General features: G+C 45.9%; 20 protein-coding genes. 12 read left to right on the forward strand and 8 right to left on the reverse strand.

Going from position 1 to position 24,796, the window contains the following annotated elements; genetic code table 11:
• Positions 1 to 20: 20 nt before the first annotated feature.
• Both A28LD_RS01585 and A28LD_RS01590 read left to right on the forward strand, forming a co-directional pair.
• A complete protein-coding gene (locus A28LD_RS01585; RefSeq protein ID WP_007419303.1) occupies positions 21 to 1,670 on the forward strand; it encodes an FAD-binding dehydrogenase in 1,650 nt (549 codons plus the stop codon).
• Entirely contained in the window at positions 1,667 to 3,397 is a 1,731-nt protein-coding gene (locus A28LD_RS01590) for a thiamine pyrophosphate-binding protein (RefSeq protein WP_007419304.1), read from the forward strand. Before A28LD_RS01585 ends, A28LD_RS01590 begins: the two co-directional genes overlap by 4 nt.
• Positions 3,398 to 3,474: 77 nt before the next feature.
• Here the strand turns inward: A28LD_RS01590 and A28LD_RS01595 are convergent, their stop codons facing one another.
• Entirely contained in the window at positions 3,475 to 4,482 is a 1,008-nt protein-coding gene (locus tag A28LD_RS01595; RefSeq protein WP_007419305.1) for a helix-turn-helix transcriptional regulator, read from the reverse strand.
• A 243-nt stretch (positions 4,483 to 4,725) separates the two neighbouring features.
• Positions 4,726 to 5,640, reverse strand: coding sequence for a LysR family transcriptional regulator (locus A28LD_RS01600; RefSeq protein WP_007419306.1), 915 nt, complete (start codon positions 5,638 to 5,640; stop codon positions 4,726 to 4,728).
• A gap of 117 nt (positions 5,641 to 5,757) precedes the next feature.
• On the opposite strand from A28LD_RS01600, the gene A28LD_RS01605 reads away from it, so the two are divergent.
• The 4 genes from A28LD_RS01605 to A28LD_RS01620 all read left to right on the forward strand — a co-directional run bounded on the left by A28LD_RS01605 (position 5,758) and on the right by A28LD_RS01620 (position 8,808).
• Positions 5,758 to 6,333 (forward strand): cytochrome b, encoded by a 576-nt coding sequence (locus A28LD_RS01605; RefSeq protein ID WP_007419307.1) that lies wholly within the window; start codon positions 5,758 to 5,760, stop codon positions 6,331 to 6,333.
• A gap of 74 nt (positions 6,334 to 6,407) precedes the next feature.
• Complete coding sequence (locus A28LD_RS01610) at positions 6,408 to 6,998, forward strand: YceI family protein (protein ID WP_007419308.1); 591 nt, start codon at positions 6,408 to 6,410, stop codon at positions 6,996 to 6,998.
• Between the two features lie 16 nt (positions 6,999 to 7,014).
• Complete coding sequence (locus tag A28LD_RS01615) at positions 7,015 to 7,482, forward strand: GNAT family N-acetyltransferase (RefSeq protein ID WP_007419309.1); 468 nt, start codon at positions 7,015 to 7,017, stop codon at positions 7,480 to 7,482.
• 42 nt (positions 7,483 to 7,524) lie between these two features.
• Positions 7,525 to 8,808, forward strand: a complete 1,284-nt coding sequence (locus A28LD_RS01620) for an anti-phage deoxyguanosine triphosphatase (protein WP_007419310.1) — start codon at positions 7,525 to 7,527, stop codon at positions 8,806 to 8,808.
• Positions 8,809 to 8,898: 90 nt separating this feature from the next.
• Here the strand turns inward: A28LD_RS01620 and A28LD_RS01625 are convergent, their stop codons facing one another.
• Together A28LD_RS01625 and A28LD_RS01630 are read right to left on the reverse strand one after the other, a co-directional pair.
• A complete protein-coding gene (locus tag A28LD_RS01625) occupies positions 8,899 to 11,373 on the reverse strand; it encodes a DUF305 domain-containing protein (protein ID WP_007419311.1) in 2,475 nt (824 codons plus the stop codon).
• Between the two features lie 245 nt (positions 11,374 to 11,618).
• On the reverse strand, positions 11,619 to 12,269 hold the full coding sequence (locus A28LD_RS01630) for a pseudouridine synthase (RefSeq protein ID WP_237704236.1): 651 nt from the start codon (positions 12,267 to 12,269) through the stop codon (positions 11,619 to 11,621).
• Positions 12,270 to 12,407: 138 nt separating this feature from the next.
• Here A28LD_RS01630 and A28LD_RS01635 point away from each other — a divergent pair, with 138 nt between their 5' ends.
• Both A28LD_RS01635 and A28LD_RS01640 read left to right on the forward strand, forming a co-directional pair.
• Positions 12,408 to 13,985 carry a cryptochrome/photolyase family protein gene (locus tag A28LD_RS01635; RefSeq protein WP_007419313.1) on the forward strand — a complete coding sequence of 526 codons (1,578 nt, stop codon included), beginning with the start codon at positions 12,408 to 12,410 and terminating at the stop codon, positions 13,983 to 13,985.
• A 94-nt stretch (positions 13,986 to 14,079) separates the two neighbouring features.
• On the forward strand, positions 14,080 to 14,619 hold the full coding sequence (locus A28LD_RS01640; protein WP_007419314.1) for a lipocalin family protein: 540 nt from the start codon (positions 14,080 to 14,082) through the stop codon (positions 14,617 to 14,619).
• Between the two features lie 18 nt (positions 14,620 to 14,637).
• Here the strand turns inward: A28LD_RS01640 and A28LD_RS01645 are convergent, their stop codons facing one another.
• A complete protein-coding gene (locus A28LD_RS01645) occupies positions 14,638 to 15,945 on the reverse strand; it encodes a Glu/Leu/Phe/Val family dehydrogenase (RefSeq protein WP_007419315.1) in 1,308 nt (435 codons plus the stop codon).
• Between the two features lie 36 nt (positions 15,946 to 15,981).
• On the reverse strand, positions 15,982 to 18,003 hold the full coding sequence (locus A28LD_RS01650; RefSeq protein WP_007419316.1) for an NADPH-dependent 2,4-dienoyl-CoA reductase: 2,022 nt from the start codon (positions 18,001 to 18,003) through the stop codon (positions 15,982 to 15,984).
• Positions 18,004 to 18,190: 187 nt separating this feature from the next.
• Between A28LD_RS01650 and A28LD_RS01655 the strand changes: the two genes are divergently transcribed.
• From A28LD_RS01655 to A28LD_RS01665, 3 genes are all read left to right on the forward strand, one after another.
• A complete protein-coding gene (locus A28LD_RS01655; RefSeq protein ID WP_007419317.1) occupies positions 18,191 to 18,766 on the forward strand; it encodes a hypothetical protein in 576 nt (191 codons plus the stop codon).
• Positions 18,763 to 20,085 (forward strand): PQQ-dependent sugar dehydrogenase, encoded by a 1,323-nt coding sequence (locus A28LD_RS01660; RefSeq protein WP_007419318.1) that lies wholly within the window; start codon positions 18,763 to 18,765, stop codon positions 20,083 to 20,085. Before A28LD_RS01655 ends, A28LD_RS01660 begins: the two co-directional genes overlap by 4 nt.
• 76 nt (positions 20,086 to 20,161) lie before the next feature.
• Positions 20,162 to 20,725: a hypothetical protein gene (locus A28LD_RS01665; protein WP_007419319.1), complete on the forward strand. Its 564-nt coding sequence runs from the start codon at positions 20,162 to 20,164 to the stop codon at positions 20,723 to 20,725.
• 108 nt (positions 20,726 to 20,833) lie between these two features.
• Here A28LD_RS01665 and A28LD_RS01670 read toward each other — a convergent pair whose 3' ends face one another.
• Positions 20,834 to 23,011, reverse strand: a complete 2,178-nt coding sequence (locus tag A28LD_RS01670; RefSeq protein ID WP_007419320.1) for a M3 family metallopeptidase — start codon at positions 23,009 to 23,011, stop codon at positions 20,834 to 20,836.
• 181 nt (positions 23,012 to 23,192) lie between these two features.
• Positions 23,193 to 24,383 (reverse strand): multidrug effflux MFS transporter, encoded by a 1,191-nt coding sequence (locus A28LD_RS01675; RefSeq protein WP_202796066.1) that lies wholly within the window; start codon positions 24,381 to 24,383, stop codon positions 23,193 to 23,195.
• A gap of 72 nt (positions 24,384 to 24,455) precedes the next feature.
• Between A28LD_RS01675 and A28LD_RS01680 the strand changes: the two genes are divergently transcribed.
• Positions 24,456 to 24,794 (forward strand): zinc ribbon domain-containing protein YjdM, encoded by a 339-nt coding sequence (locus tag A28LD_RS01680; protein WP_007419323.1) that lies wholly within the window; start codon positions 24,456 to 24,458, stop codon positions 24,792 to 24,794.
• The last annotated feature ends 2 nt before the right edge of the window (positions 24,795 to 24,796 follow it).

Raw genomic sequence — 24,796 nt, forward strand, 5'->3', positions numbered from 1 at the left:
GTTTTTACATGGTGTAATCAATGAATTCTTCCGAGGCACAGATTTATCGCGCCGATACTCTCGTTATTGGCGGGGGGTTAGCCGGCATAGTGAGCTCACTGGAACTGCTCGATTCGGGCAAATCGGTGATATTAGTTGATGCCGAACCCGAAGCTAATTTTGGTGGCCAAGCAAATGATGCCTTTGGCGGTATGCTATTAATTAACACCAACGAGCAACGGAAAAATGGAATCAAGGATTCACCCGAGCTATTACTCGCCGATTGGCTTAGAGCCGCAGAGTTTAACGCAAATGATATGTGGGGCCAGCGCTGGGCAAAAGAGTATGCATATGCCTGTAAAACTGATGTTTATGATTGGCTGCAACAACACGGCATTCGCTTTTTCCCTGCCGTTCAATGGGTTGAGCGGGGCAATGTTGGCAACGGCAACTCATTACCCCGCTATCATATTGCGTGGGGTTGTGGCCGCGGGGTTGTGCAAACATTGATTGCGAAATTGCGCACGCATCGGCATATCGATAAGTTAAAAATATACCATAAACATCGCGTGAACAGTTTCATTCGCGATGTGCAAAGCGGTGCTATTGGAGGATGTATAGGAACCGGAACTTCCGATAGCTCAACATCTTTTGATTTTCAGGTTCAAGCCAAGGCCACTATCGTTTGTAGTGGCGGCATTAACGGCAACCTTGATCGTGTTCGCGAACATTGGGATTCCATTTATGGGCCATTTCCTGAAAACATTCTGAACGGGGTTTCGCCAGCCGCCGATGGTGCTCTGCATGATGAAGTTCGAAACGTAGGCGGGCAAGTGGTTAACCTCGGGCAAATGTGGAATTACGCGGCGGGTATCGCTCACCCTAAACCAAAATTTCCGCGCCATGGATTAAGTTTAATTCCACCCAGATCGGCGCTTTGGCTAAACGCAAAAGGCGAGCGCATTGGCCCCGCCCCCATGGTAACCGGCTTTGATACCCACGATTTGTGCAAACGCACTGGCCATTCGCCGGGGCAATATACTTGGCAAGTAATGAATTGGAAAATTGCTGCCAAAGAAATGGCGGTATCTGGCACCGATGAAAACCCATTGTTCCGCGATAAAAAGCTCTTGAAAATCATCTGGCAAACCTTACGGGGTAACCATGCGCTGGTAGAATGGATGGTGAATGAATGTGAAGATGTAGTATGCGCAGATACCCTGCCTGAGTTAGCCGAAAAAATGCAAAAACTGGCTAATGATGATCAGTTAGACATAGACGCCATGCAACGCGATGTTGCCAATTATGATAACAACATTCGCCGCGGGCCAAATTTATGGAACGATGATCAACTTAGAAAGATTCAGCAGTTACGGCAATGGCGTAGTGATAAATTAAGAACTTGCGCGTTTCAGCCGATAGTAGATAGGAAAGCAGGGCCGCTGATTGCGATACGTGAGCGCATTGTGAGCCGCAAAAGTATGGGTGGCATGTTAACCAACCTCGATTCTTCAGTGCTCGATCTGCAAGGAAAGCCTATTCCTGGCCTTTATGCGGCAGGCGAAGCCGCGGGCTTTGGCGGCGGTGGCATTAGCGGTATTCGCTCCCTTGAAGGCACTTTTTTATCTAATTGTATTTTGAATGGCCGCCGGGCCGCGCAGGCGATAGCACGGCAAGAGGAAATAAAATGAACAAATCAGGTGCAGCATTAGCGCGTTATGCGCTAGAGCAACTCGGTGTGAAACATACTTTTGGTATTCCTGGAGTACACAACACCGAGCTTTACGATGAACTAAATGCCTCGGATAGCATACAACCTATTTTAGTAGGCCATGAAGGTGCAGGTGCGTTTATGGCCGATGCGGTGAGCCGCATGGGCGAGAGCATTGGTACTATGGTTATAGTTCCCGCGGCTGGTGTAACCCATGCAGCGAGTGGTATAGGCGAAGCCGGCCTCGATGGTATTCCAATGCTGGTGATATCGGGTGGTATTCACACTGAGAGCGGGCATAAATACCAATTGCACGATATGGATCAACACACCTTGCTTTCACCCATTACCAAGGCAACCTTTCGCATCGAATCGCATGCCGAAGTAATACCAACGATTTATGAAGCCTATCGTATAGCTACTTCTGGTGAACCTGGGCCGGTATTCGTTGAGCTGCCTTACAACATTGGTAACTTTCTCGGCCAGGTTGAGGGAATGCAGGCATTTGATGCCGATTCCGCGGCACAGCAGGTAGATAAAACACTGCTTAAACAAGCCGCTGAAATGTTAGCTAACGCTAAAAAACCCGGCCTATTTGTGGGCTGGGGAGCGCTCGGCGCGAGTGCTAAATTAATTGAGCTTGCTGAGCATTTGGGCGCGCCCGTATGCACTACATTGCAGGGATTAAGTGTATTTCCTGGAAATCACCCGTTACACACCGGAATGGGCTTCGGCGAATACGCGGTGCCAGCTTCCGAACATGCGTTTACCGATTGCGATTGCTTACTAGCCATTGGTGTTCGTTTTGCGGAAATTCCAACGGGCAGCTACAGCATGCCTGTACCAGAAAACTTAATTCATCTAGATATCAACCCAGAAGTGTTTAGTGCTAATTTTCCAGCCAAAATAGCGATTACCGGTGATTCGGCTCGTTCGGTGCCACTATTATTAGAATACCTACAAACACAGAGTAAACCTCGCGATAGCGCTGCCCTTGTGAGCACGATAAAAGAGTGGAAGCACAAATACAACGAAGAGTGGTTAGCCCACAAAAGCGGCGATCGGGTTAATCCAGCAGTGTTTTTTAACGCCTTACGCTCTGAGCTAGATGATGATGCCGTTTTAGTAGCCGATGATGGCAACCATACTTTTCTAATGGCCGAATTAATGCCTATTCACGGGCCGCGAAAGTTTATTTCGCCTAGCGATTTCAACGCTATGGGTTACTGCATTCCGGGCGTGATTGGGGCCAAGCTAGCGAAACCTGATACCCAAGTTGTGGGTGTGGTAGGTGATGGTGCATTACGCATGACCGGGCTAGAAATGGCCACGGCCAGCGAATTAAACTTAGGTGTGCCGGTGTTCGTGTTTAACGATGGCGAGCTTTCTCAAATCTCCCAAGCTCAGCAAATTCCCTATAACCGAAAAACATGCACCGTTTTGAAGCCGTTAAACATTAAAGCCCTAGCTGAAGCTACCCACTGCACTTTCATTTCTATCACCAACAACGCAGAGTGCGCAAAAAAAGTAGCTCAAGCCATTAACGCAGCAAAAAGTGGTGAAACTGTATTAGTAGATGTTCGCATTGATTATTCGAAGCGCACTCGGTTTACTAGTGGCGTAGTGAAGAGCACCTTAAAACGCTTCTCTTCGCGCGATAAAATGCGGGTTATAAGCCGCGCTCTGCTGCGTAAAGTAACAGGGTAGATATAGTGAGCACGCACAAAAAAGCCGGCTGCACATGCAACCGGCTTCATTTGTACTAGCTGTTATCTTAACGATTGCTAATCGGCGTAACGTTCAGCTGCTAGAGCAAGCCTGCGGGCCGCCTCGGCGCGTAACTGCTCTGGCGCCAACACTTCAACAAGCTCCGCATATGAGAGTAACCACCATCGCACTTGCCATGAATCTTTAACATTGGCAATTAGCACAGCACCCTCTTCATCCGCTCTAATTTCTTGTTCATCACTAATCGGGCTTTCCGTTAATGATCGCACAACATCGTCTGAAAACAGCCTCACTTTCAATACTATATCTTTACCTGAATCGAACTTCAGAGCACTTGAATCAAGATAGTTTTGTAATGAAAAGCCATCGGGCGCAATAGCCTTACTATCAGTTAATTTTGCTTTTTCTATACGTTGCAGCGCAAATAGGCGCGGTTGTTCATAGGGCTCTGCTGAAGCTACCAAATAAGTAACTGCGGCACGTTGCACTAACCCAAGAGGGTGCAGCCGTAAGTTACTCATATCTTGCTTACGCATAGATTGGTATTTTACTTCTAACACATTTTCATGGACCAACCCATTTTGTACGATTTCCAGCACCTGTGGTTTAATAACCGGAGGCTGCTGCAAATTTGCCGGCACATGCGCTACCTTTTCCGTCCAGCATGAGAGTTTTTGCGGATTCTTCAACCCATTCAACGTTTTCTTTGCTTGCCGGAAACGGGGCTGCACTGAATCCATCACCGATTTCGGTATCAATGGCTTCATTATTTGCTCAATTAATGAGAGCGATAACGCTTCCGCAACCGAGATCCCCGGCATGTCAATGCTTGCATCTTTTGCCCAATACCAGCCGTAAGGTTTCCCTTTGGCGTTGCAGATAATTGGAAACAAGCGGCTCAATTCCGATAAATCTCGCTCAACGGTGCGTTTGCTCACTTCAAAGCCTTCGCCAGAAAGTGTTTGCTCCAAATCACGCGAGGTAGCCCCCGGCGGGCGATTTGGTAGCAACTTTAACAGCTCCCACTGTCTGGTGATGGTCATTCGAGCGCTGTTAGTAGTCATGCAAACTCCTTTTTTTTTCCGCATTCCTAAGCTAACTTTACCGACAGACGAACCAATGAGCAACAAAGATATAAGCCCTCAAGATAGAATATTTTAGTTGATTTTTATTTATCACCCAATACTGCGACAGCCCGTGTCGCAGCTAGCTTTTTTAAGTTTTTAATGGCTAACTAAAATAGAAAAAACAGGGCTAATAAAACAGCTAAGCGAACTACATTTTAACCTGCCGAATCCTCTCAAAAATCAACTAAGTGTTGCCGAGAGTTGCTCCCGAACCCAAATCATTCGAGGGTCGTTGTGGTAACGCTCATGCCAATATAGATAAAACCGCACAGAACTCGCTTTTAGTGGTGCCGGTAGTGGCCGAATTACTAATCTTCGTCCCTCTGCAATTCGTTCCGCCAATCGTTCAGGTAGAGTGAAGATTAAATCACTATCTTCGAGGAAATCAGCTACCGATGTGAAACCCGATAGGCGTAACGCAACTCTGCGTTGTAAGCCATGCTGCGCAAGTACATTCTCCATCGTGCCTGGCCCACGGCCAGTAATAGAAACTAAGCCGTGAGGGTTGTTTGCGTACTGTTCAGCTGTCATGGGGCAATGCGCTAAAGGGTGGTTTTCAGCCATTAAGCAAACAACCTTCATCTCTTGCAGCATTTTCCGATGCAAACTGTGCTCCGCGCTCATAGGAGCTAACCCACTTAAACTAAAATGTACATCGTCACGCTCTAACATTGGAAAACTATCATGCTCTTGGCGCACTACTTCAAAGCGCATTAGCGGCGCCAATTTCCGTAGCCGCTTTACTAAAGCTGGAAAATACAAACCAATTTCCATATCTAAACCAGTTAAGCGAATTAAACTATCATCAGTGCTAGGGTTGAAGTTTGGTGGTTCAATAACGCGTTCAATATCTCGCAATGCGATATCCAGCTCACCTCGCAGCAGTACAGCTCGAGAACTCAGCGTGAAACCCGATGCAGTACGAATCAATAGCGGGTCGTTCAGTGTTTCTCGCAAGCGCCCAAGCGCCCTGCTCACCGCGGGCTGACTCATATTCAGCCGCTCCGCGGTGCGAGATACATGTTGCTCGGCAAGCAATACATCCAAAACAACCAACAAATTCAAATCGATATTTCTAAGTTTTAAGCTTCTCATTATGCACCTTGCGCATAGCTTTTATTTAAATCATGCATTTGCTGAATAAGGGTTAGTAGGCTAACCTTTATTCAAGTTAAAACAAAGCGAAAATTTAGAATATTGCAGGAAGCACTAATGGCGTTTACCCACAGAATCAGAAATAGCAAAACCCAGTACGGGTGGCCAAGTATTGTTATGCATTGGTTGGTGGCACTAACCGTTTTAGCTATGTATCCGCTTGGCCTATATATAGTTTCGTTGGGTTACTACGATCCGGGTTACAGAATTTATCCGAATATTCACCGCAGTATCGGCCTTATACTTGCTGCTTTAGTTGCGTTTCGGCTCACTTGGAAGTTTTTAAACCCATCGCCAAAAATGCTTGCGCAAAAGCCAATTGAGCGCTTTGCCGCGCACGCAGGCCACATAGCGCTGTATATACTGCTAGCTGTAGTATTTAGTAGCGGCTATCTATTATCTACTGCCGATGGCCGAGGAATAGCCGTGTTTGATTGGTTCACAGTGCCAGCAATTCAAGCGCTGGCAAACCGGCAGGAAGATTTCTGGGGTACGGTTCACTTCTATGCAGCTACAACCATGATGGTGTTGACCGCAATTCACATTCTTGCAGCGTTGAAGCACCATTTTATAAATAAAGATGCCACTTTGAAACGGATGGCTGGTGTTATTGATAAGAACACGAACGATTAATAAAAGTTAGATAGCGAAAACTAAACAAAAATTTCCGAATACATTTATCACTACTCTCTTCAAGGAGAATTACTATGAAATTATTCAACCTTAAAAACATTGCTCTTGCCTCGATCATCGCTGGTTCTGCTACTTTAAGTACCTCAGCAATCGCCGCTGATTATGTTATCGATACCGAAGGAGCGCATGCATCAATCAACTTCAAAATAGACCACTTGGGTGTTAGTTATGTTGTTGGCCGTTTTAATGATTTCTCAGGCACTTTCACTTATGATGAAGCTGACCCAAGTAAGAACAAAGTTGAAGTGACGGTGAATACAGCATCTGTTGATTCCAACCACGCAGAGCGCGACCGTCATGTACGCAGCAGTGATTTCCTAGATGTAGATAAATATAACCAAGCGAAGTTCATAAGCACTAGCTATGCCGACCACGGTGATGGCAAAGGGGCGATAACCGGCCATTTAACTTTGTTTGGTGAAACACGTGAAATCACGATTGATGTTGAAAAGTATGGCCAAGGTGACGATCCTTGGGGTGGATACCGCGCGGGCTTTACCGGCACCGTAGCATTAAACATCTCTGATTTTGGTATGGAATTCAATCTAGGTCCGGCAGCGCAAACTGTTTACATGGATTTAGTAGTAGAAGGCATTCGCCAGTAAATTAACTAGGAAACGAATGAATATACGTTTTGCAAAAGCCGCTGATATGCCAGCATTAACAGCTCTGGAATATCAGCATTATGAGGCCGAGGGATATCCCTCGGCTTTTCTATTTCAAGCTTACAGGCAGTGGCCTCGTATGTTTTGGGTGGCACAAACAAACAGGGAAATCTGCGGCTATGTTCTGGCCGCGCCGGGTGAAGCTAAAAACGAAGCGTGGATCATGTCTGCACTTATTGGCGCCGATTACCGAGGCCAAGGGGTAGGTTCTATATTGTTGCAGCATGCCCTCGAAGAATTAGTTTCTCAGGGCTTTAAGAGCATTCAGCTCAGTGTTGCACCAGAAAACACTAATGCCCTCAAGCTGTATGAGAAACTTGGCTTTGTCATCGCAGAGCGAAAAGACAACTACCTTGGTATTGGTGAGCATCGGGTGATTATGTGCTTTAACGCAAGCTTTAGCACTTGCTCAAACAACGCATAGCCACGTAACATAAACACTCAATTTTCAGCTTTGCGAGTTTTCATGGAAACTATTTGGCAGCAACGACGTTCGGGAGCAGCACCTGCTCGCCCCGGTGATTTACGAAACCCCTGGCAGCGAGATCGAGCGCGAATTCTTCACTCAGCTGCATTCCGCCGTTTGCAATCGAAAACACAAATCATGAATATCGGCGAGAATGATTTTTACCGCACTCGCCTCACTCACTCTCTTGAAGCTTCGCAAATTGGTTCATCATTAATAAACCAGCTCGCGCATGCAGGTTCCGATTCAGTGCGTGCTCTTTTGCCTGATGAGAACCTAATGGAAGCTTTGTGCTTAGCCCATGATATTGGCCACCCACCATTTGGCCATGGCGGCGAAACCGCTCTTAATTACAAAATGCTAGGTTCTGGCGGTTTTGAAGGGAACGGCCAAACATTCCGTATAGTGGGCCGGCTTGAAGCCTACCATCAAGATCACGGCATGGATCTTACCCGCCGCACTTTACTCGGATTATTAAAGTATCCGGTACTTACTCCGGATTCTCCAAGGCCAACGGAAGAACACCCAAAGAGCCTATCTCAGTGGAAGCCCACTAAAGCCGTATTTACCGCAGATGCCGATTTACTTGATTGGGTTTTAGAACCCTTGAGCAAAGATGACCGCGAAATATTCCAAGCCGTGAATGTTCTGGATAAAGCCCCGTGGCAACGTTCAAAGCACAAATCTTTTGATGCCTCATTGATGGAGCTAGCCGACGATATAGCATATGGCGTCCATGATTTAGAAGATGCAGTAGTAACCGGGAATTTGAACCGCCAGCAGTGGGATGCACATATTCCAGCAGTACTGCAAAATCTTAACTCAGATTTGCGTGCATTAATGCAACAATTAGAACATGAGTTATTTTCCGATACCCACCATCAGCGAAAAAACGCGATTGGTGCGATGGTAAATATTTTCGTTACGGCAGTAAGAGTAAGAGAAGTATTGCCCGATGCGGAAGAAGCTTTGGTAAAAATGAATGCCATTTTGCCAGATGATGAGCGAGTTTTACTAGATGGTTTGAAAGCTGTAGTTTTTGAGCACGTTATTAATCAGCCCGCTATTCAACAATTACGGTATCGAAGCCAGAATATGCTGCTTAATCTTTTTTCAGCATTTCATGCAGAACCACAGCGCTTGCTTCCGCGCAATACTCGCGGTCGCTGGCTGCAAGCGTATGAGCAAGATGGGCAAGTAGCCGCTGATCGCGTTTTATGCGATTACATTGCCGGCATGACAGACGATTACGCAGAACACATGTATAAGCGTTTATTTATTTAATCAAACCTCACAAACAAAAAATCGCGCTTTCAATCTGATTACAACTTCAAATTGAAAGCGCGAGATCATCTAAAACCATACTGCAACTAATTATCGTAAACGTGCAGCAACACCATCTAACGTTTTGCTAAGTTCACTCATACGCTGCCGATCAAGGCCTTCGTGTTTACGAGCCGCTTCGCTGAAATCGCTAGCCAAGCCACTCAAGCTTCTCGCAAGGCGACGATTTTTAGTACCAGAATCAAGAGCTTGTTCAGCCCGCTCCAATAAACTGTTCATCTGTGTTATCTGGTCGCTGCTTAACTTGTTATCACGTTCGAGCTGGTCCTGAAAAGCACGGGCGACAACAGGATCTGTTGGCCAGCTTAAAAAAGATTGAAGCTGAGGGTTAAACGCTTCACCTTTATCCACCAGCATAGCTGCTGCCAATTCATTTTCGCTTAAATATTCGCTTGGCAGTAACGAGAGCACATCAAGGCCGCGCACGATTTCAGTGCCATAAACAGCGCCACGATACCAATAAGCAGACCAGTAGCCACCGGTAACTAGCGCTTTTTCGTCAATTGGCCCACGATCAAAGTAAGCGATTTCCATCGGGTTGCTTGAATCGGTAAAATCAAACACAGAAATACCACCCTGATACCAAGCTTGCACCATAATATCGCGCCCTGGCACTGGCAGTAACGAACCGTTATGCGCTACACAGTTCTCAGTTTCAGTTTGCGGCGCAGGCATTTTGTAATAGCTTTGGAACACTAGCTTCTGATCAACAATATCGTAAATCGCATTCGCACCCCAAGTTAGCGGATCTGAAGCTTTACAACGTGGCCGCGTACCGCCACCCCATTCATCAGTGAAAATCACTTTGCTACCATCATTGCTAAAGGTAGCTGAATGCCAATATGCAAAGCCAGGATCAACAACAGCATCGATACGTACAGGATTTACTGGATCTGAAATATCAAAAAGGATCCCGTTTCCTGAACAAGCGCCAGCCGCAATGTTGGCTTCGGGATACACTGTAATATCATGGCAGTGGTTTGTTTCACTCGTAGTTTGCGTGCCTGGGCCGTGATCTCCACGTTCCCAAAGGCCTGCAAGATTTCCACTTTCTGGGTCTGCGAATACAGCAGGGCTGTGAATAATCCGTGAATCTTGCGGGCTATCAACCGGAATTTCAATTACATCAATACGGAAAAGCGCCGTACGCTCATCTCGATAAGGGTTTTCATTCAAGCAACCTTCGAGTTCCTCGCCCTCACGCACAAAGCTGGTAGCCGAGTTGTAAACAATAAGGCGATTCTCTTCATCGGGCCCCGAAACCACAGTATGCGTATGTGAACCACGGCAAGTTTGCACCGCGCCTACTTGCATAGGCATCGCTAAATCGCTGATATCAAAAATACGCAAACCACGGAACCGCTCCTCACTAACCGTTCCTGCTACACCGGTTAAACCACAATCAAGCCGGCCTTGGCCTTGCTCTACCGACATAATGAGCAAATCGCCCACAACCGACACATCACCTTGCCCACCAGGGCAAACAACAGCACTAATTAATTCTGGCTGCCCTTGCTTGGCGATATCGTATATTTTGAAGCCATGATAGCTTCCTACCACTAGCGTGTTACCCGAAAAGGCCATATCAGTATTGGCAAAATCAAGCAGCCCTGGGCGGTTTGTTGATGCTTCGCTGTTACCTTCAGCTTCGGCATCAGTGCTTTCGCCATCTGCAGCTTCTTTTGCAAGCTCGCGCAAGCGGCTTTCAGGTAATCCTGCAGGGTTATCAATATCAAAGAAACCCGCAGGTTTTGGTAAGGCTGCCAACAATTCCATATTCCAGATTGCTTCCTCAGCATCACGGAAGCCAGCGGCAAGGCCCGCACGAGGATCGGGTGAATAGCCCGCTAACATCACTAACATTCGCTCGATTTCGGCTTTCTGGTCGTTATTGATGTCATTTACAAACTCAAACATTTCCGGCACTTGTGCTGAACCCCGTTGCCGGAGCAGATCGTTAACCATGCTTAATGCACCCTCGTGGTGCTTAATCATGAATTCAAGAAACATGCGATCAAAATCAGGGCCACTTGCGGCTTCTAGCTCTGCCATTTGCTCAGGCGTCGCCATACCCTTCATGTTTTGATGATTGTGATGGCCGTGATGCCCCTCGTGTTCGCCACCTCGCCAATCAGTGCTTGGTACATCTTCACCCCGTTCCTGCAACCATTGCTGCATAAACTCAATCTCATCCTTTTGAGTTCGCTCGATACGGTCTGCAAGTTCAATCATTTCATTGCTGCTAGTGCGCTGCGCCAGCAATACTGTCATATCTAACGCTTGCTGATGGTGCGGCAGCATGCCCTGCATAAATTTAACATCAGCATCTGAGTAGCGAGCACTTACTAGTTGTATAGCTTCATCAGAACTAATTTGACGGCTAGGCTGACCTGGCGCTCCGGGCTGAATTATTGGAACATCAGCGAGCGCAACAGAAAAACAAGACGCTGCAGCAATAGCAATTAGCAGCGGTGACGGGCGGAGAAGACGGCGGGCTTGAGACATAACACTCTGTTCCTTTGTGTAAAAGCAAATAACCAATATACAGGTTACAAGTTCTACCACCAGAAAGCTTGCGTTAAAGCGCTAAAAGTTCAGGACGAACTCATTTATAAAACATGCAAGTAGCGGCTAAATTCTGAACAGTATCTTTACAGATCTTGCTCAGAATTCAGCCCATAAAACACGTTAACGTTAACTCGTACCAATAGTTATGAGAACAAATAAAGAGAGAATATAATCATGACAGATTAAAACAAAGCCACTTCTTCAGCGGTTAGTTCACGAAATTCACCCGATTTTAAATCACCCAAAGCGAGTTCGCCGATTTGCTCACGATGTAAGGTTTCAACTTTATTACCAATAGCAGCAAACATTCTGCGCACTTGGTGATAACGCCCTTCTGATACGGTAACTAAAGCTTCGCGCTCAGAAATAATCTCTAGCTCTGCAGGCTCAGTTAACTTTGGTTCATCGTGTAATTTCAAGCCACGTTTAAAAGATTCAATGTTCTTTTCTTCTAACGGATCGGCCACTACAGCTCGATATACTTTTTTACAGCCATGTTTGGGCGAGGTAATGCGGTGTGTCCATTTACCATCATTGGTTATTAACAGCAGCCCCGAGGTATCTAAATCAAGCCTGCCCACAGTATGGAATTTATCTGGGTTGGGTAAATCTAAATAAGAAAACACTGTCATGTGGTGCGGATCATCGTTGGCACAAATACAGCCAACTGGCTTATGGAACATCAAATAGGTGGGGCCTAGAAGCTGTAAATGCACACCATTAAAACGCACTTCAGCACCTTCTGGAACATGGTTAGCGCCTTTCTTTTCAACCTCGCCAGCTACGGTAACTTCGCCACGATGTAATGTGCGGGTTGCTTCTTTTCGGCTCATGCCTGTTGTTTCTGATAAAAATCGATCTAATCGCATAGCTTTACAAACCAGTTTAGGTATTTCCGCGTATTCTACACTACCGTGATAGTAGATGTGATCTCTTCTCGCACAGCATATTCATTAAATGGAGTTTTATCGATGGCGCTTTGGTTAAACCTAAAGGATATCCCGAGCAATAAGCTGCAAGGCTTTCGCGAAATACGTTTAATTCTTGGCGATCAACTCAACGCCAAGCACTCTTGGTTCCAGAACAATGATAACGTACTTTACGTTATTCTTGAGATGCAGCAAGAAACCAATTATGTGCGCCACCACAAACAAAAAGTACTCGCCTTTTTTGCCGCTATGCGTGCGTTTTCCAAAGCTTTGGCAAGCCGAGCTGATGTTCTATACTGGCAACTTGATAATGCCGAAAACCTGCATTCGCTCACCGATAATCTTAACTTTATTTTTAAGCACACCGAAGTACAAAAGTTCAGCTATCAGGAGCCTGATGAATATCGCTTAATGAAGCAGCTAGAAACCTTTGAGGTACCGGAAAACATTGCCATTGAATGTTGCTCAACCGAGCATTTTTTGATTTCTCGGCAACAGGTAAATGATTACTTACCATCCAGCAAAGCGCCACTGATGGAAACGTTTTATCGCCGTGTGCGCAAAGAAACTGGCTACTTAATGGAGGGTGATAAACCCACTGGCGGGAAGTGGAATTACGATCACGATAACCGCAATAAGTTACCTGATAAAGTTTCTGTGCCAGAGCCTATGTATTTCGATAATGATGCTACCGAAATCGATACTATGCTGCAAAACGCTGATATCAAAACAATGGGTTCTGCTGTGCCTGAGAAGCTTGATTGGCCGGTTAATCGGCAACAATCGTTGCAGCTATTAGAAGCCTTTATGAAAGAGCGCCTACCCTATTTTGGCCAATATCAAGATGCCATGAGCCGGCGCTGCTATCTGCTTTTCCATTCGCGCCTTTCATTTAGTTTAAATACTAAAATGCTCAGCCCAAAAGAGGTAGTGGAGGCTGCGTTAGCGGCTTATGAAGAAAACCCCACGCTGATTTCACTAGCACAAGTTGAAGGTTTTATCCGGCAAATTATTGGTTGGCGTGAGTTTGTGCGCCTGATTTATTGGCGAGAAATGCCAAGCTATAAAACACTGAACCACTTTCAACACGAAAACCCGCTACCGGAATTCTATTGGAATGCCGATACGAAAATGAACTGCGTGAAACATGCGGTAGAGCAATCACTCGAAACCGCTTACGCCCATCATATTCAGCGTTTAATGATCACTGGTAATTTCGGTTTATTGGCCGGTGTTCACCCCGATGCTATGGACGAATGGTATCTCGGTATCTACATCGATGCTATTGAGTGGGTAGAGCTTCCTAACACACGTGGCATGAGCCAATTTGCTGATGGCGGCCTACTTGCAACAAAGCCTTATATTTCTTCAGGTAACTACATCAACAAAATGAGTAGTTACTGCAAAGATTGCTACTACAAGGTATCGGCAAAAACCGGCCCACGTAGCTGCCCATTCAACAGTTTGTATTGGCATTTTTTGGATAAGCACAGGGGTAAATTAGCGAACAACCCACGCATGGGCATGATGTATCGACAATGGGAGAAACAAGATACTGCTGCGCAAGAAGCTATTTTAGCCCAAGCTAAGCATTATCTAGCCAATATTGATTCACTGTAACGGCTTGGCTTATCGGTAATTAAACAGCGCTAGACATTCACTGATAAAAGTTAGATGCTGAATGTCTTGAATGGATACTCTTAAGGGCTCGCGCATGAAAAAGCTTCTATTGTTAATAATCGTAATTGTTGCCGCTGGTTGGGCTTATGTTTACTATTCTAGCCAACCCGATCCTGCCGTTAAACCAATAGAAAACCTCGACCCTGAACGCTACATGGGTACCTGGTATTCAATTTTGCGCCTCCCCCATCGCTTTGAAAAGGATTTAGACAACGTTACCGCTGAATATCGCCTTAATGAAGATGGAACTATTCACGTAACCAATAAAGGCTACAATCGTTCTAGCGGAGAATGGAAAACAGCTACAGCTACGGCAAAGCCGGTGCCGGGTATGAACGCAGGTTTTCGAGTTACCTTTTTCTGGCCGTTCAATGGCGGTTATTACGTGGCAGAATTGGGGAGTAATTACGAGTACGCGGTAGTAGTGAGTGATAGCAAAGATTATTTCTGGCTGTTATCGCGCTCGCCGCGCCCAAGCCAAGGCTTAATTGATGAAGTAACCGCACGCGCCTATGCGTGGGGCTACGACATCGACCAATTTTATCGCGTAAAACATGGCCCGGTTGATGAATAAAACCGAGCAAGTTCCCAGTTATGAATCGCCGTTGAAGTAACCTTGATTACCTCTATCGTCCATCGCTTTAGTGATACGCCGTAAACCCAGCATATAGGCGGCGGTGCGCAAATCAATATCTTCTTCCTCAGCAAGTTCAAAACAAGCATTGGCTTCATCGCCAATGCGTTTGTTCATGCGCTCTTGAACTTGTTCAGCTGTCCAGTAATCACCCGTGCGGTTCTGAATCCATTCGAAGTAGCTCACAATCACACCGCCGGTGTTTACCAACACATCAGGAAGCACTGGAATTTTGCGTTTGTTCAGAAGTTTATCAGCTTTGCTGGTTACCGGCCCGTTCGCCAGCTCTAATATCAGGCCGGCTTTCACATCATTGGCATTATCTTCGGTGATTACGTTTTCTAGCGCCGCCAACGCTAAAATATCCACATCTAAGCTGAGTAGCTCGGCATTGGTAAGCTTTTCAACATCCTTTTCATCACCCACTGATGATTCGGAATAAATAATCCCTTTCAATTCACGGGTTTTATTCTTGTGGTGAAAAATAGCATCCACATCAAGGCCTTTGTTAGCATAAACAGCGCCCTTTGAATCAGAAACAGCCACAACACGAAAGCCCAAACGTTGAGCGGCACAAGCAAAATAATAGCCCGCATTACCGAAACCTTGCACGGCTACCGTGAGATCTTCAGGTTTCTTACCTTGCTTCTCTACCCAAATCCTTAGTACTTCCAATGCGCCCTCGCCGGTTGCAGCTACGCGCCCAACCGAGCCACCTAAACCTAGCGGCTTGCCGGTAATTACAGCAGGCGTTTGCGCACGAGCGATATTAGAGTATTCATCAGCCATCCAACCCATAATCGTTTCATTGGTATTTACATCTGGTGCCGGAATATCTAGATCAGGGCCAATAACATCGAACATGGCACGAATATAACCACGTGAAAGGCGCTCTAACTCCATTCTTGAGAGTTTTTTTGGGTTAACACAAACACCCCCTTTGGCGCCACCATACGGCAAATCAACCACAGCACATTTGATCGCCATCCAAAAGCTAAGAGCCGTTACTTCATCAGCGTTAACATCGGGGTGAAAACGAATGCCCCCTTTTCCTGGGCCACGTGTTAAATCGTATTGCACCCGCCAAGCTGGAAATATCTGTAAGGAGCCATCATCCATTCTTACCGGTATAGCAGCTTCAATAACTTGCTGTGGCCGCGATAAACGGATTCGAGCATCATCAGAAACATCAAGGCGATTGTAGATATCTTCTAATCGCCCACGCGCATCGTCTAAAACTTTCGGTGCTGCTTTCGTATCTGTCATTCATGCTTCTCCTTTCGCGTATTTCTATTTCAACAACTATAACTGTGCTGCAACTTCTGCGCCTTGGCGAATTGCTCTTTTCGCATCAAGCTCTGCAGCTACATCGGCGCCACCTATTAGGTGCACTTTAATGCCAGCTTGTTGCAGGGGCTCTTGTAGAGTGCGCAACGGAACTTGCCCCGCACAGATAATAATATGATCAACTTCTAATAATTCTGTTTCACCGTTACGTTCGATTTCTAATCCTTGATCAGTAATCTGTTTGTAGGTAACGCCATTCAGCATGCTAACACCTTTATTTTTTAGGGTATTACGGTGAACCCAACCTGAAGTTTTACCTAAACCACCACCCACTTTGCTCTCTTTGCGTTGCAACAAGAATACTTTTCGCGGTGAAGGATCCGGCAGCGGTTGCATGAGTGCACCGCGGTTCTCATATGCTTGATCTATACCCCAAATTCCATGCCATTCATCACTATTCAACGTTGGCGAATGCTCTGTTGTTAAATATTCAGAAACATCAAAGCCAATACCACCGGCACCGATTACCGCAACCCTATTCCCAACCGGTTTATGATCGCGAAGCACATCTAAATACCCCAACACTTTTTCTGATTCGATGCCTGGAATTTGTACATCGCGAGGTTTAACCCCAGTAGCCAAAATAACTTCATCGAAGCCTGCGCCCTTTAAGCTCTCTGCTGTTTGCGGGCTTTCTAAATGCTGAACTACGCCGGCATCCACCAAGCGGTTGGCGAAATACCGAATAGTTTCATAAAACTCTTCTTTACCCGGTATCTGCTTAGCGAAATTAAACTGGCCACCAATTTCTTTCGCGGCATCAAACAAATGCACCTCATGGCCTCGCTCCGCCGCAAAACATGCCGCCGAAAGCCCGGCTGGGCCCGCGCCAATCACCGCCACTTTCTTCTTTTCAGTAACCGGACGCATTACCAACTCAGTTTCAAATGCAGCTAATGGGTTCACCAAACAGCTCGCGCGTTTGTTTTCAAACACATGATCCAAGCAGGCTTGGTTACACGCAATACAGGTATTAATGCGATCGGCTTTACCCGCCGCAGCTTTATTCACAAAATCAGGGTCAGCTAAAAATGGGCGCGCCATAGAAACCATATCAGCTTCTTCATTGGCTAAAATATCTTCGGCTATCTCGGGCGTATTAATTCGGTTAGTAGCCACTACTGGCACATTCAATTCTTGCTTCAAGCGTGCCGTAATCCAGCGAAACGCGCCACGCGGCACCGAGGTTACAATGGTAGGCACACGAGCTTCATGCCAGCCGATGCCGGTATTTATAATGGTTGCGCCTGCTTTCTCCACGCCTTTACCGAGCTCTATTACTTCTTCTAGCGTGTTGCCACCCTCTACCAAATCGAGCATCGATAGGCGATAAATAATAATGAAATCATCGCCAACAGCCGCGCGCACAGCTTTCATAATTTCTAACGGGAAACGCGCTCTGTTTTCAAAACTACCACCCCAACGATCGGTTCGCTTATTGGTGCGCTGACAAATAAACTGGTTAATCAAATAACCTTCCGAACCCATTACTTCAACGCCATCATACCCGGCTTTTTTGGCGAGTTTTGCGGCTCGCGCATAGTGTTTGATGGTTTTTAGAATTTGGCTCTCGCGCAAAGCTTTTGGCTTGAATGGCGTTATCGGTGCTTTTATCGCACTCGGTGCAGCACTGAAAGGGTGATAAGAATAGCGCCCGGCATGCAATATTTGCATCGCAATCTTACCGCCAGCAGCATGCACTGCATCGGTTACTTTTTTATGTTTAGCTACATGCCAGCTATTCGTTAACTGGCTGGCAAACGGTGCCAATCGGCCGCGATAATTCGGGCTAATCCCGCCAGTAACAATAAGGCCAACGCCCCCTCGAGCACGGGCTGCATAAAATTCAGCGAGTTTGGCAAAGCCACCTTTCTCTTCTTCAAGGTTAGTATGCATCGAACCCATTAATACACGGTTCTTCAATGTAGTGAAGCCTAAATCAAGTGGCTTTAACATGTGCGGGTATGGCTGACTCATCTTTATCCTTTTCCTCTGGTCTAACCTGTAATAAGCCCACTCTATCTGCTTCTGAAAAATCGAGCAAGCACAGCTGTACGCTGAAATACATAAGAAAGCGTGGTTGGCTATAGCTAAATTATTGTAAATTAGTTAAGTTAACTACCCATACAAATTGTTCGCTAAACAGCAATCAAGGTTGTTGCGCATGAAACACAAATCACATTGGCTCAGTTATATCCTCGCTTTTCTTCCGGCCGTATTCGTTGCCGGCTTACTTGGCTCTGTGATTCAAACTCAGTTTAATATCCTCAGCATTAGTAGTATTGGCCCTAGCATCACCCATAGCCAACGATTGGCAGCAACTTGGTACGATCTATTGCACTTTGCACCGTTGCTAATGATTGTAGTGGCTGTAGCATTTATCGTAGCGCTACCAGTGGCGCATATTATTGTTCGTGTGCAACGCCGACAATTTATCGCTTGGTGCGCCGTAGCTGGCGCGATTGGTTTATGGGTTGCGTTTTTAGTTGCCGATCATTTTGCCCCTATGCCAACCCTGATCGCCGCAACACGCACCAACATTGGCACTTTTTTCATGATATTAAGCGGTTTCGTTGGTGGCGTAGTTTATGCCTGGTTAAGCCGATATTTTCGGCAACAACTAATGAAAAAAATTCGTGCCAAGCATCATGCTGCTAAATCGTCCATGAGCACACCCAAACGTGCTCCCACAACTGAACCAGTTGATACGCAAACTAATTCTAAGAGTAAGCCCGAATGAAACGATTTGCTATTTCACCTAACACGTATTCGAAGAAAGTGCTTTTCCAGCACTGGAACATTCTGCTTTGCTTGCTTATGTGTTTTATGGTGTTTGCCTCTCAGCCTATTTTTGCTTCTCAGAACCCAGAACAATTCCTGGAACAATCTCAAGCGCAAGACAATGAACCTGAAGTGCACGATAATGAAAACTCTGAGCTAGCAACAGAAACTTCGCCCTATCGCTTTGAAGTGTTAACTACCGATCTTTCCTTTCCGTGGAGTTTAGTATTTTTAACCGATAACACGATGCTCATCACTGAACGCAGTGGCACCGTGCGCCATGTTGATAGTGAAGGTTTTGAAATAAGCCATATTACGCCTCCACTTCACGATCTTTGGGTATCTGGCCAAGCTGGCTTATTTGATATCGCGCTGAGCCCTCAGTTCTCGCGCAACAAAGCAGTATTTCTTAGCTATGCCTGCGGAACAGCGAATGCGAACAACACGTGCTTAGCTCGATTAACGTGGAATGGTGAAACGCTAGAGGATAGCCAAGTAATATTCCGTGCCGCACCGGCTAAACGGGGCAGCGCCCATTACGGTGGCCGCATTGCATTTATGCCAGATAACACGCTACTACTTACTCTTGGCGATGGATTTGATTATCGCGAAGATGCGCAACGCGTTGCGAATCACCTCGGCAGCGTTGTGCGTATTGAGCAAGATGGCAGTATTCCCGCTGATAACCCAATGTTGGCAAGCTCTACCGCGAAGCCAGAAATTTTTACCTATGGCCATCGTAATGTGCAAGGTATTGCTTGGCATCCAGAACAACGCCGCATGTTTATCAGCGAACATGGCCCGCGCGGAGGGGATGAAATTAATCGCTTACGCAGTGGCGCAAATTACGGCTGGCCATTGATCACCGAGGGAGTTGATTACACCGGTGCCTTGATTAGCCCCTATAAACAATTACCAGGGCTTACCGCCGCTGAATTTGGATGGACACCTTCTATTGCACCTGCGGGGCTCACAATATATTACGGCGATATGTTTAACGAATGGAACGGGGATTTATTAGTTCCTGCGCTTGCCGGCAAACACGTTGCGCGCTTGCGTTTTCGCACCCGCTCAGAAACTGTGCTTTCGTTATCAGAGCATGCAGCAAATTTAGATAACCCAAGCGCACATAAACCACTGCAATTAGAAGAAAAATTATTCACGGAGCTGAACCAACGTATTCGTGATATTCGCGTTCACCCGCAAACCGGGGCGCTATATTTGCTTACCGATAGCGCGGCTGGTACTTTAATTAAAGTGACAGCAAGTGATAAATAATTACGAATCAATATAACTGCCTAGAACCTATCACTTGCTCTAGGCAGTTTGTAGTTTGGATAAGGAAGTTGTACCCATGGAAGCACCCTCAAATAAATATTTACCCATTAAAACTAAAATGAATATAAAGCTCGCACTAGCCTCTTCTTTTGTAATCGGAATGCTCGGATTCTCAACCGCCGCCTCAGCTCAGAGCAGCGATGATTGGTTAATTACCGTGGGGTTTGCTTCAGGCTCACCTCTGCTAAGCGATAACTCGGAGCGCGGCAATTATGTACCTTTATGGTTAGCCAAACCTGAGGTGTTTGATCGGCAAGTTGGTGGTTATATTAGCGTTGGTATTCCAGAAACCGATTTCGCTGGGAACAATAGTTCTGATCGCCACACTGTTCGGGTTTTGAACGCGGGTTTTACCTTCAAGCCAGATAACAACATTGTGCTCTATGCGGGCCCTGGTTACTCGTATCAACGCGAGCACGGGTTTAATGTGGAAACACGAAGTAAGCACCGTTTGAATGCAAACCTAGGTGTAGCTTTTATTGGCCGCAACTTCGGCATTAACTTTGGCTATGATTCTGGGCCTAATGCTTTTGGTATTGGCTTTGTAGTAACCAGCTACTGGTTTGGTGGCGGCTTCTAGCGCCAACAAACGTAAACCTACAACACATATATTTCCAAATAAAAACCCGATTCATTTCTGAATCGGGTTTTTATTTTTCTGCGTTTTAACCATTACTTTAGTAAGCGCTTACTCAACGTTAAGCTTCAAACCACGGCGAATCAATAACGCATCGGTGGTTGGCTCTTGGCCACGGAATTCGATATACGATTCCATTGTTGGCCGTGAGTTACCTACTTCTAGGATATTACGACGGTAATGGTTACCGTTTTCGCGGGTTAAACCACCTTGGCTTTGCACATAAGCGAATGCATCAGCCGCTAAGATCTCACTCCACATGTAAGCATAGTAGCTAGCAGAATAACCACCGCCCATTGAATGCGAGAAGAAGGTAGTTTTGTAGCGCGGCGGAACCGCTTCTAAATCAACACCATATTTCGCTAAAGCTGCCGCTTCAAATTCATTCACATCTTGCAACTCATCATCAGCTGTAAGTGAATGCCATTCCATATCGAGCAACGAAGCCGAGATATATTCTAGGGTATCGAAGCCTTGGTTAAAGCTACGTGAACGAATAACACGCTCAAGTAACTCTTCTGGAATTGGCTCACCCGTTTCGTAATGCTTAGCGTAGTTAGCAATTACTTCTGGGTGTGCAGCCCAATCTTCTTCAAAAGTAGATGGGAACTCAACGAAATCACGCGATACTGAGGTACCCGCTAATGTTGGATAAGTTACGTTTGAGAACATGCCGTGAATACCATGGCCCAACTCGTGGAAAATAGTAGTTACGTGATCGTAGCTCACTAACGTAGGTTCACCCTCTGGCCCTTTCGGAATGTTCATCACATTCACAACCACAGGTTTAGTATCTAGCAAGTGTGATTGGCCCACAAATGAGCTCATCCAAGCTCCACCACGTTTACCTTCACGGGCAAAATAATCGGCATAGAAGATAGCAAGGCTGGTGCCATCGGCATCAAACACTTCATACACTTCTACATCTTCGTGATAGGTTGGTAAATCAGGGCGCGGTTCAAAAGTGATACCGTAGAAACGGTTCATCAGATAGAAAACGCCATCATGCAATACGCGATTAAACTCAAAATATTCGCGCACTTCACTCTCATCAAGATCGTAAAGCTCTTGGCGAACAAATTCAGCGTAGTATTCCCAATCCCAAGGTTTTACTTCGAAATCACCGCCTTTCTTCTCGATCATTTCTTGGATAGCTGCTTGCTCAGCTTTTGTGTTCGCAACAACTGCTGGCAGCATGCTACCAAGCATTTCAAACACAGCTTCTGGTTTTTCTGCCATTTGCGGTTCAAGGTTGTAATCAGCCCAGCTATCGTAGCCAAGTAATGCTGCACGCTGTGCACGAATTTGCGCTAAGCGAGCAGAAATACCGGTGTTATCGAATTCACCAGATTGCGCACGGTTTGCAGAAGCTTCCCAAACCCGCTGGCGCAACTCACGGTTATTTAATGAAGTAAGAATCGGTTGGCGAGTAGTATTCGTAATGCTTAGTAAATACTTACCTTCCATATCACGATCTGCGGCAGCATTAGCTGCCGAGCGAATTTGTGCAGGTGATAAGCCATCAAGCTCTTCTACATCATCAACAACCACTGCAATGTTGCGGGTTTCCGCTAACAAATTTTGTGCGAACTGGTTGGTAAGGTTTGAATGTTCTTCGTTTAATGCACGAATTTCATCTTTCTGGCTTTCAGTAAGCAACGCACCGGCACGCACGAAACGCTGATGGTAAACTTCAACTAAACGCTGTTGTTCGCTATTCAAGCCTAGGCTTTCACGTTGCTCGTAAATCGTTTTGATTCGTTCAAAAAGCTCAGCATTTAGATTAATGTTATCTGAATGTGCGGCATTTTTTGGCGCTAGTTCAGATTGAATTTCACGGCGTTGCTCGTTGCTATCGGTACCCGTTAAATTATAAAAAACGCGAGAAACACGGGTTAACAACTCACCGCTGCGTTCCATAACAATAATCGTATTTTCGAACGTAGGCGCTTCTGGGTTGTTGGCGATAGCTTCAACTTCAGCCATGTGTTCTTGCATACCGCGTTCAAACGCCGGTAGGAAATGGTCATCGTTAATTACGCGAAAATCAGGTGCCTGATACTGCAAAGTGCTTGCTTGAAAGAATGGGTTCTCAACTGCCATTTCTGCGCTTGCTGCAGCGCTTTCATTTACTGATGCAGTTTCTGTGGTTTGCGAAGGCACTTGTTCAGAACAGCCTGTGATGGCTAATGATGCACCGATTAACGATGCTAGAATTGTTTTTTTCATGGTAATCACTTGAATTCCCCTTTTCTAATTTTAATGTGCTTGCCTTACGTTTTCACTGGCTGTTTTTGCTTCGTTGAAAACGTATACCGATAAGTAACAGTAAAAATTCGGCTGACTTTCAGTATGCACCAAATTAGCTAAAAACATAAGCCGTTTGGTACTGCAAATCATACGCTCGGCCTCATTCTGCCGCGTTTTTATGAATAAACACTCTTAATAGAATGCCTACTAGTGGGCATGCGGCCATAACAGCAACCATTGTAATTGGCTGGCCATCACTCATTATCGCCGCTAAACCGCCTACTAAAGCACCCATGGTAAAGCCGCTTGAGCTCACTAATGCCGATGCCGTAGCTGAGTTATGTGGAAAGAAATCGGCTACCCGCGACATACCATTTGCCACTATAAAGCCTTGCATCCCCACGAATATCATTATCTGTGGAACCAGCAACCAAATGGGTAAATTAAACAATAGAATTGAAGCCACCATTATTGCCCCAACGGCAAGCTGAAGCTTTTGGCCCGTTCGCAACACCTGCTCAGGTTCAAAATGCTGAAGTACCCGAATATTTATCTGATTAGATAGGCTTAAAGCCACAATATTTACGGCAAAAAGAATCGGATAAACACTTTCACTTACTCCATAGTAGCCCATGTATACGCCTGGCGATGTAGTAATAAACGTGAACATACCTGCATTACTGAAAGCTACCGCAAACAAAATACCAAGTGCGCGCTGGTGCTTTAATACTGATATGTACCGCGAGATCGCAGATTGCTTCGGCGCTTCGGTTATCTGCCTGGTTTCCGGCAGGAAGCGGCGTAAGAGAAACAGTAACAACACAGCGTAAGCTGCTAAAAACCAAAAAATACTCCGCCAATCACTAATCAGTAAGAAAAAAGCGCCAATGAAAGGCGCTAATAGCGGCGCAGCCATCATGATAGTAACAATCTTCGATAGAATCTTGGCGCTATCTCTTCCCGAATAGCGATCGCGAACCACAGCCATGGTATTAACTACGCCCATTCCGCCGCCAAAGGCTTGCAAGATACGGCCAAACCATAGCAATTCAATAGAAGAACCTAGAGCAATAAAAACACTTCCGAAGGTGAATAAGCTAAGGCCTACCAGAATCGTAAGCCGCCTGCCAAAATGATCAGAAATAGGCCCGCCAATTAATTGGCCTGCAGCAAAACCAATAAGAAAAACACTTAATGTGATTTCAATATTATGCAGCGAGGTATCAAGATCGGCAGCCATGATCGGCATTGCTGGCAGGTATGCATCAATCGCCAAAGGCCCCAGCGCAACGAGCCCGGCAAGAAGCCAAGCGAAGCCTTTGATGTAAGTTGTAGGGTTTGAATTAGGCACAGTGATACCACGTAGCAAGATAGGCTTGATTGAGGCATTATAGGCTAATTCGATGATCAAGAGGTGAAATGAATGAGTGATTTACCAAATTGTCCGCAGTGTAATTCTGAATATACCTACGCTGACGGAATCATGTATGTTTGCCCAGAGTGTGCCCATGAATGGCCACAAGTGGCGGAAGATACAAGCGATAACGGTAACGTTAAGCGCGATGCCAATGGCAATGAATTACAAGATGGCGATACGGTTACCGTAATCAAAGATTTGAAGGTTAAAGGTTCCTCTTTGGTGGTGAAAGTAGGCACCAAAGTGAAGAATATTCGATTAGTAGATGGCGATCATGATATCGATTGCAAAATCGATGGCATTGGCCCCATGAAGCTAAAAACTGAGTTTGTGAAGAAGGTTTAGTG

It is taken from the genome of Idiomarina sp. A28L (assembly GCF_000218785.1).
GTDB lineage: Bacteria > Pseudomonadota > Gammaproteobacteria > Enterobacterales > Alteromonadaceae > Aliidiomarina.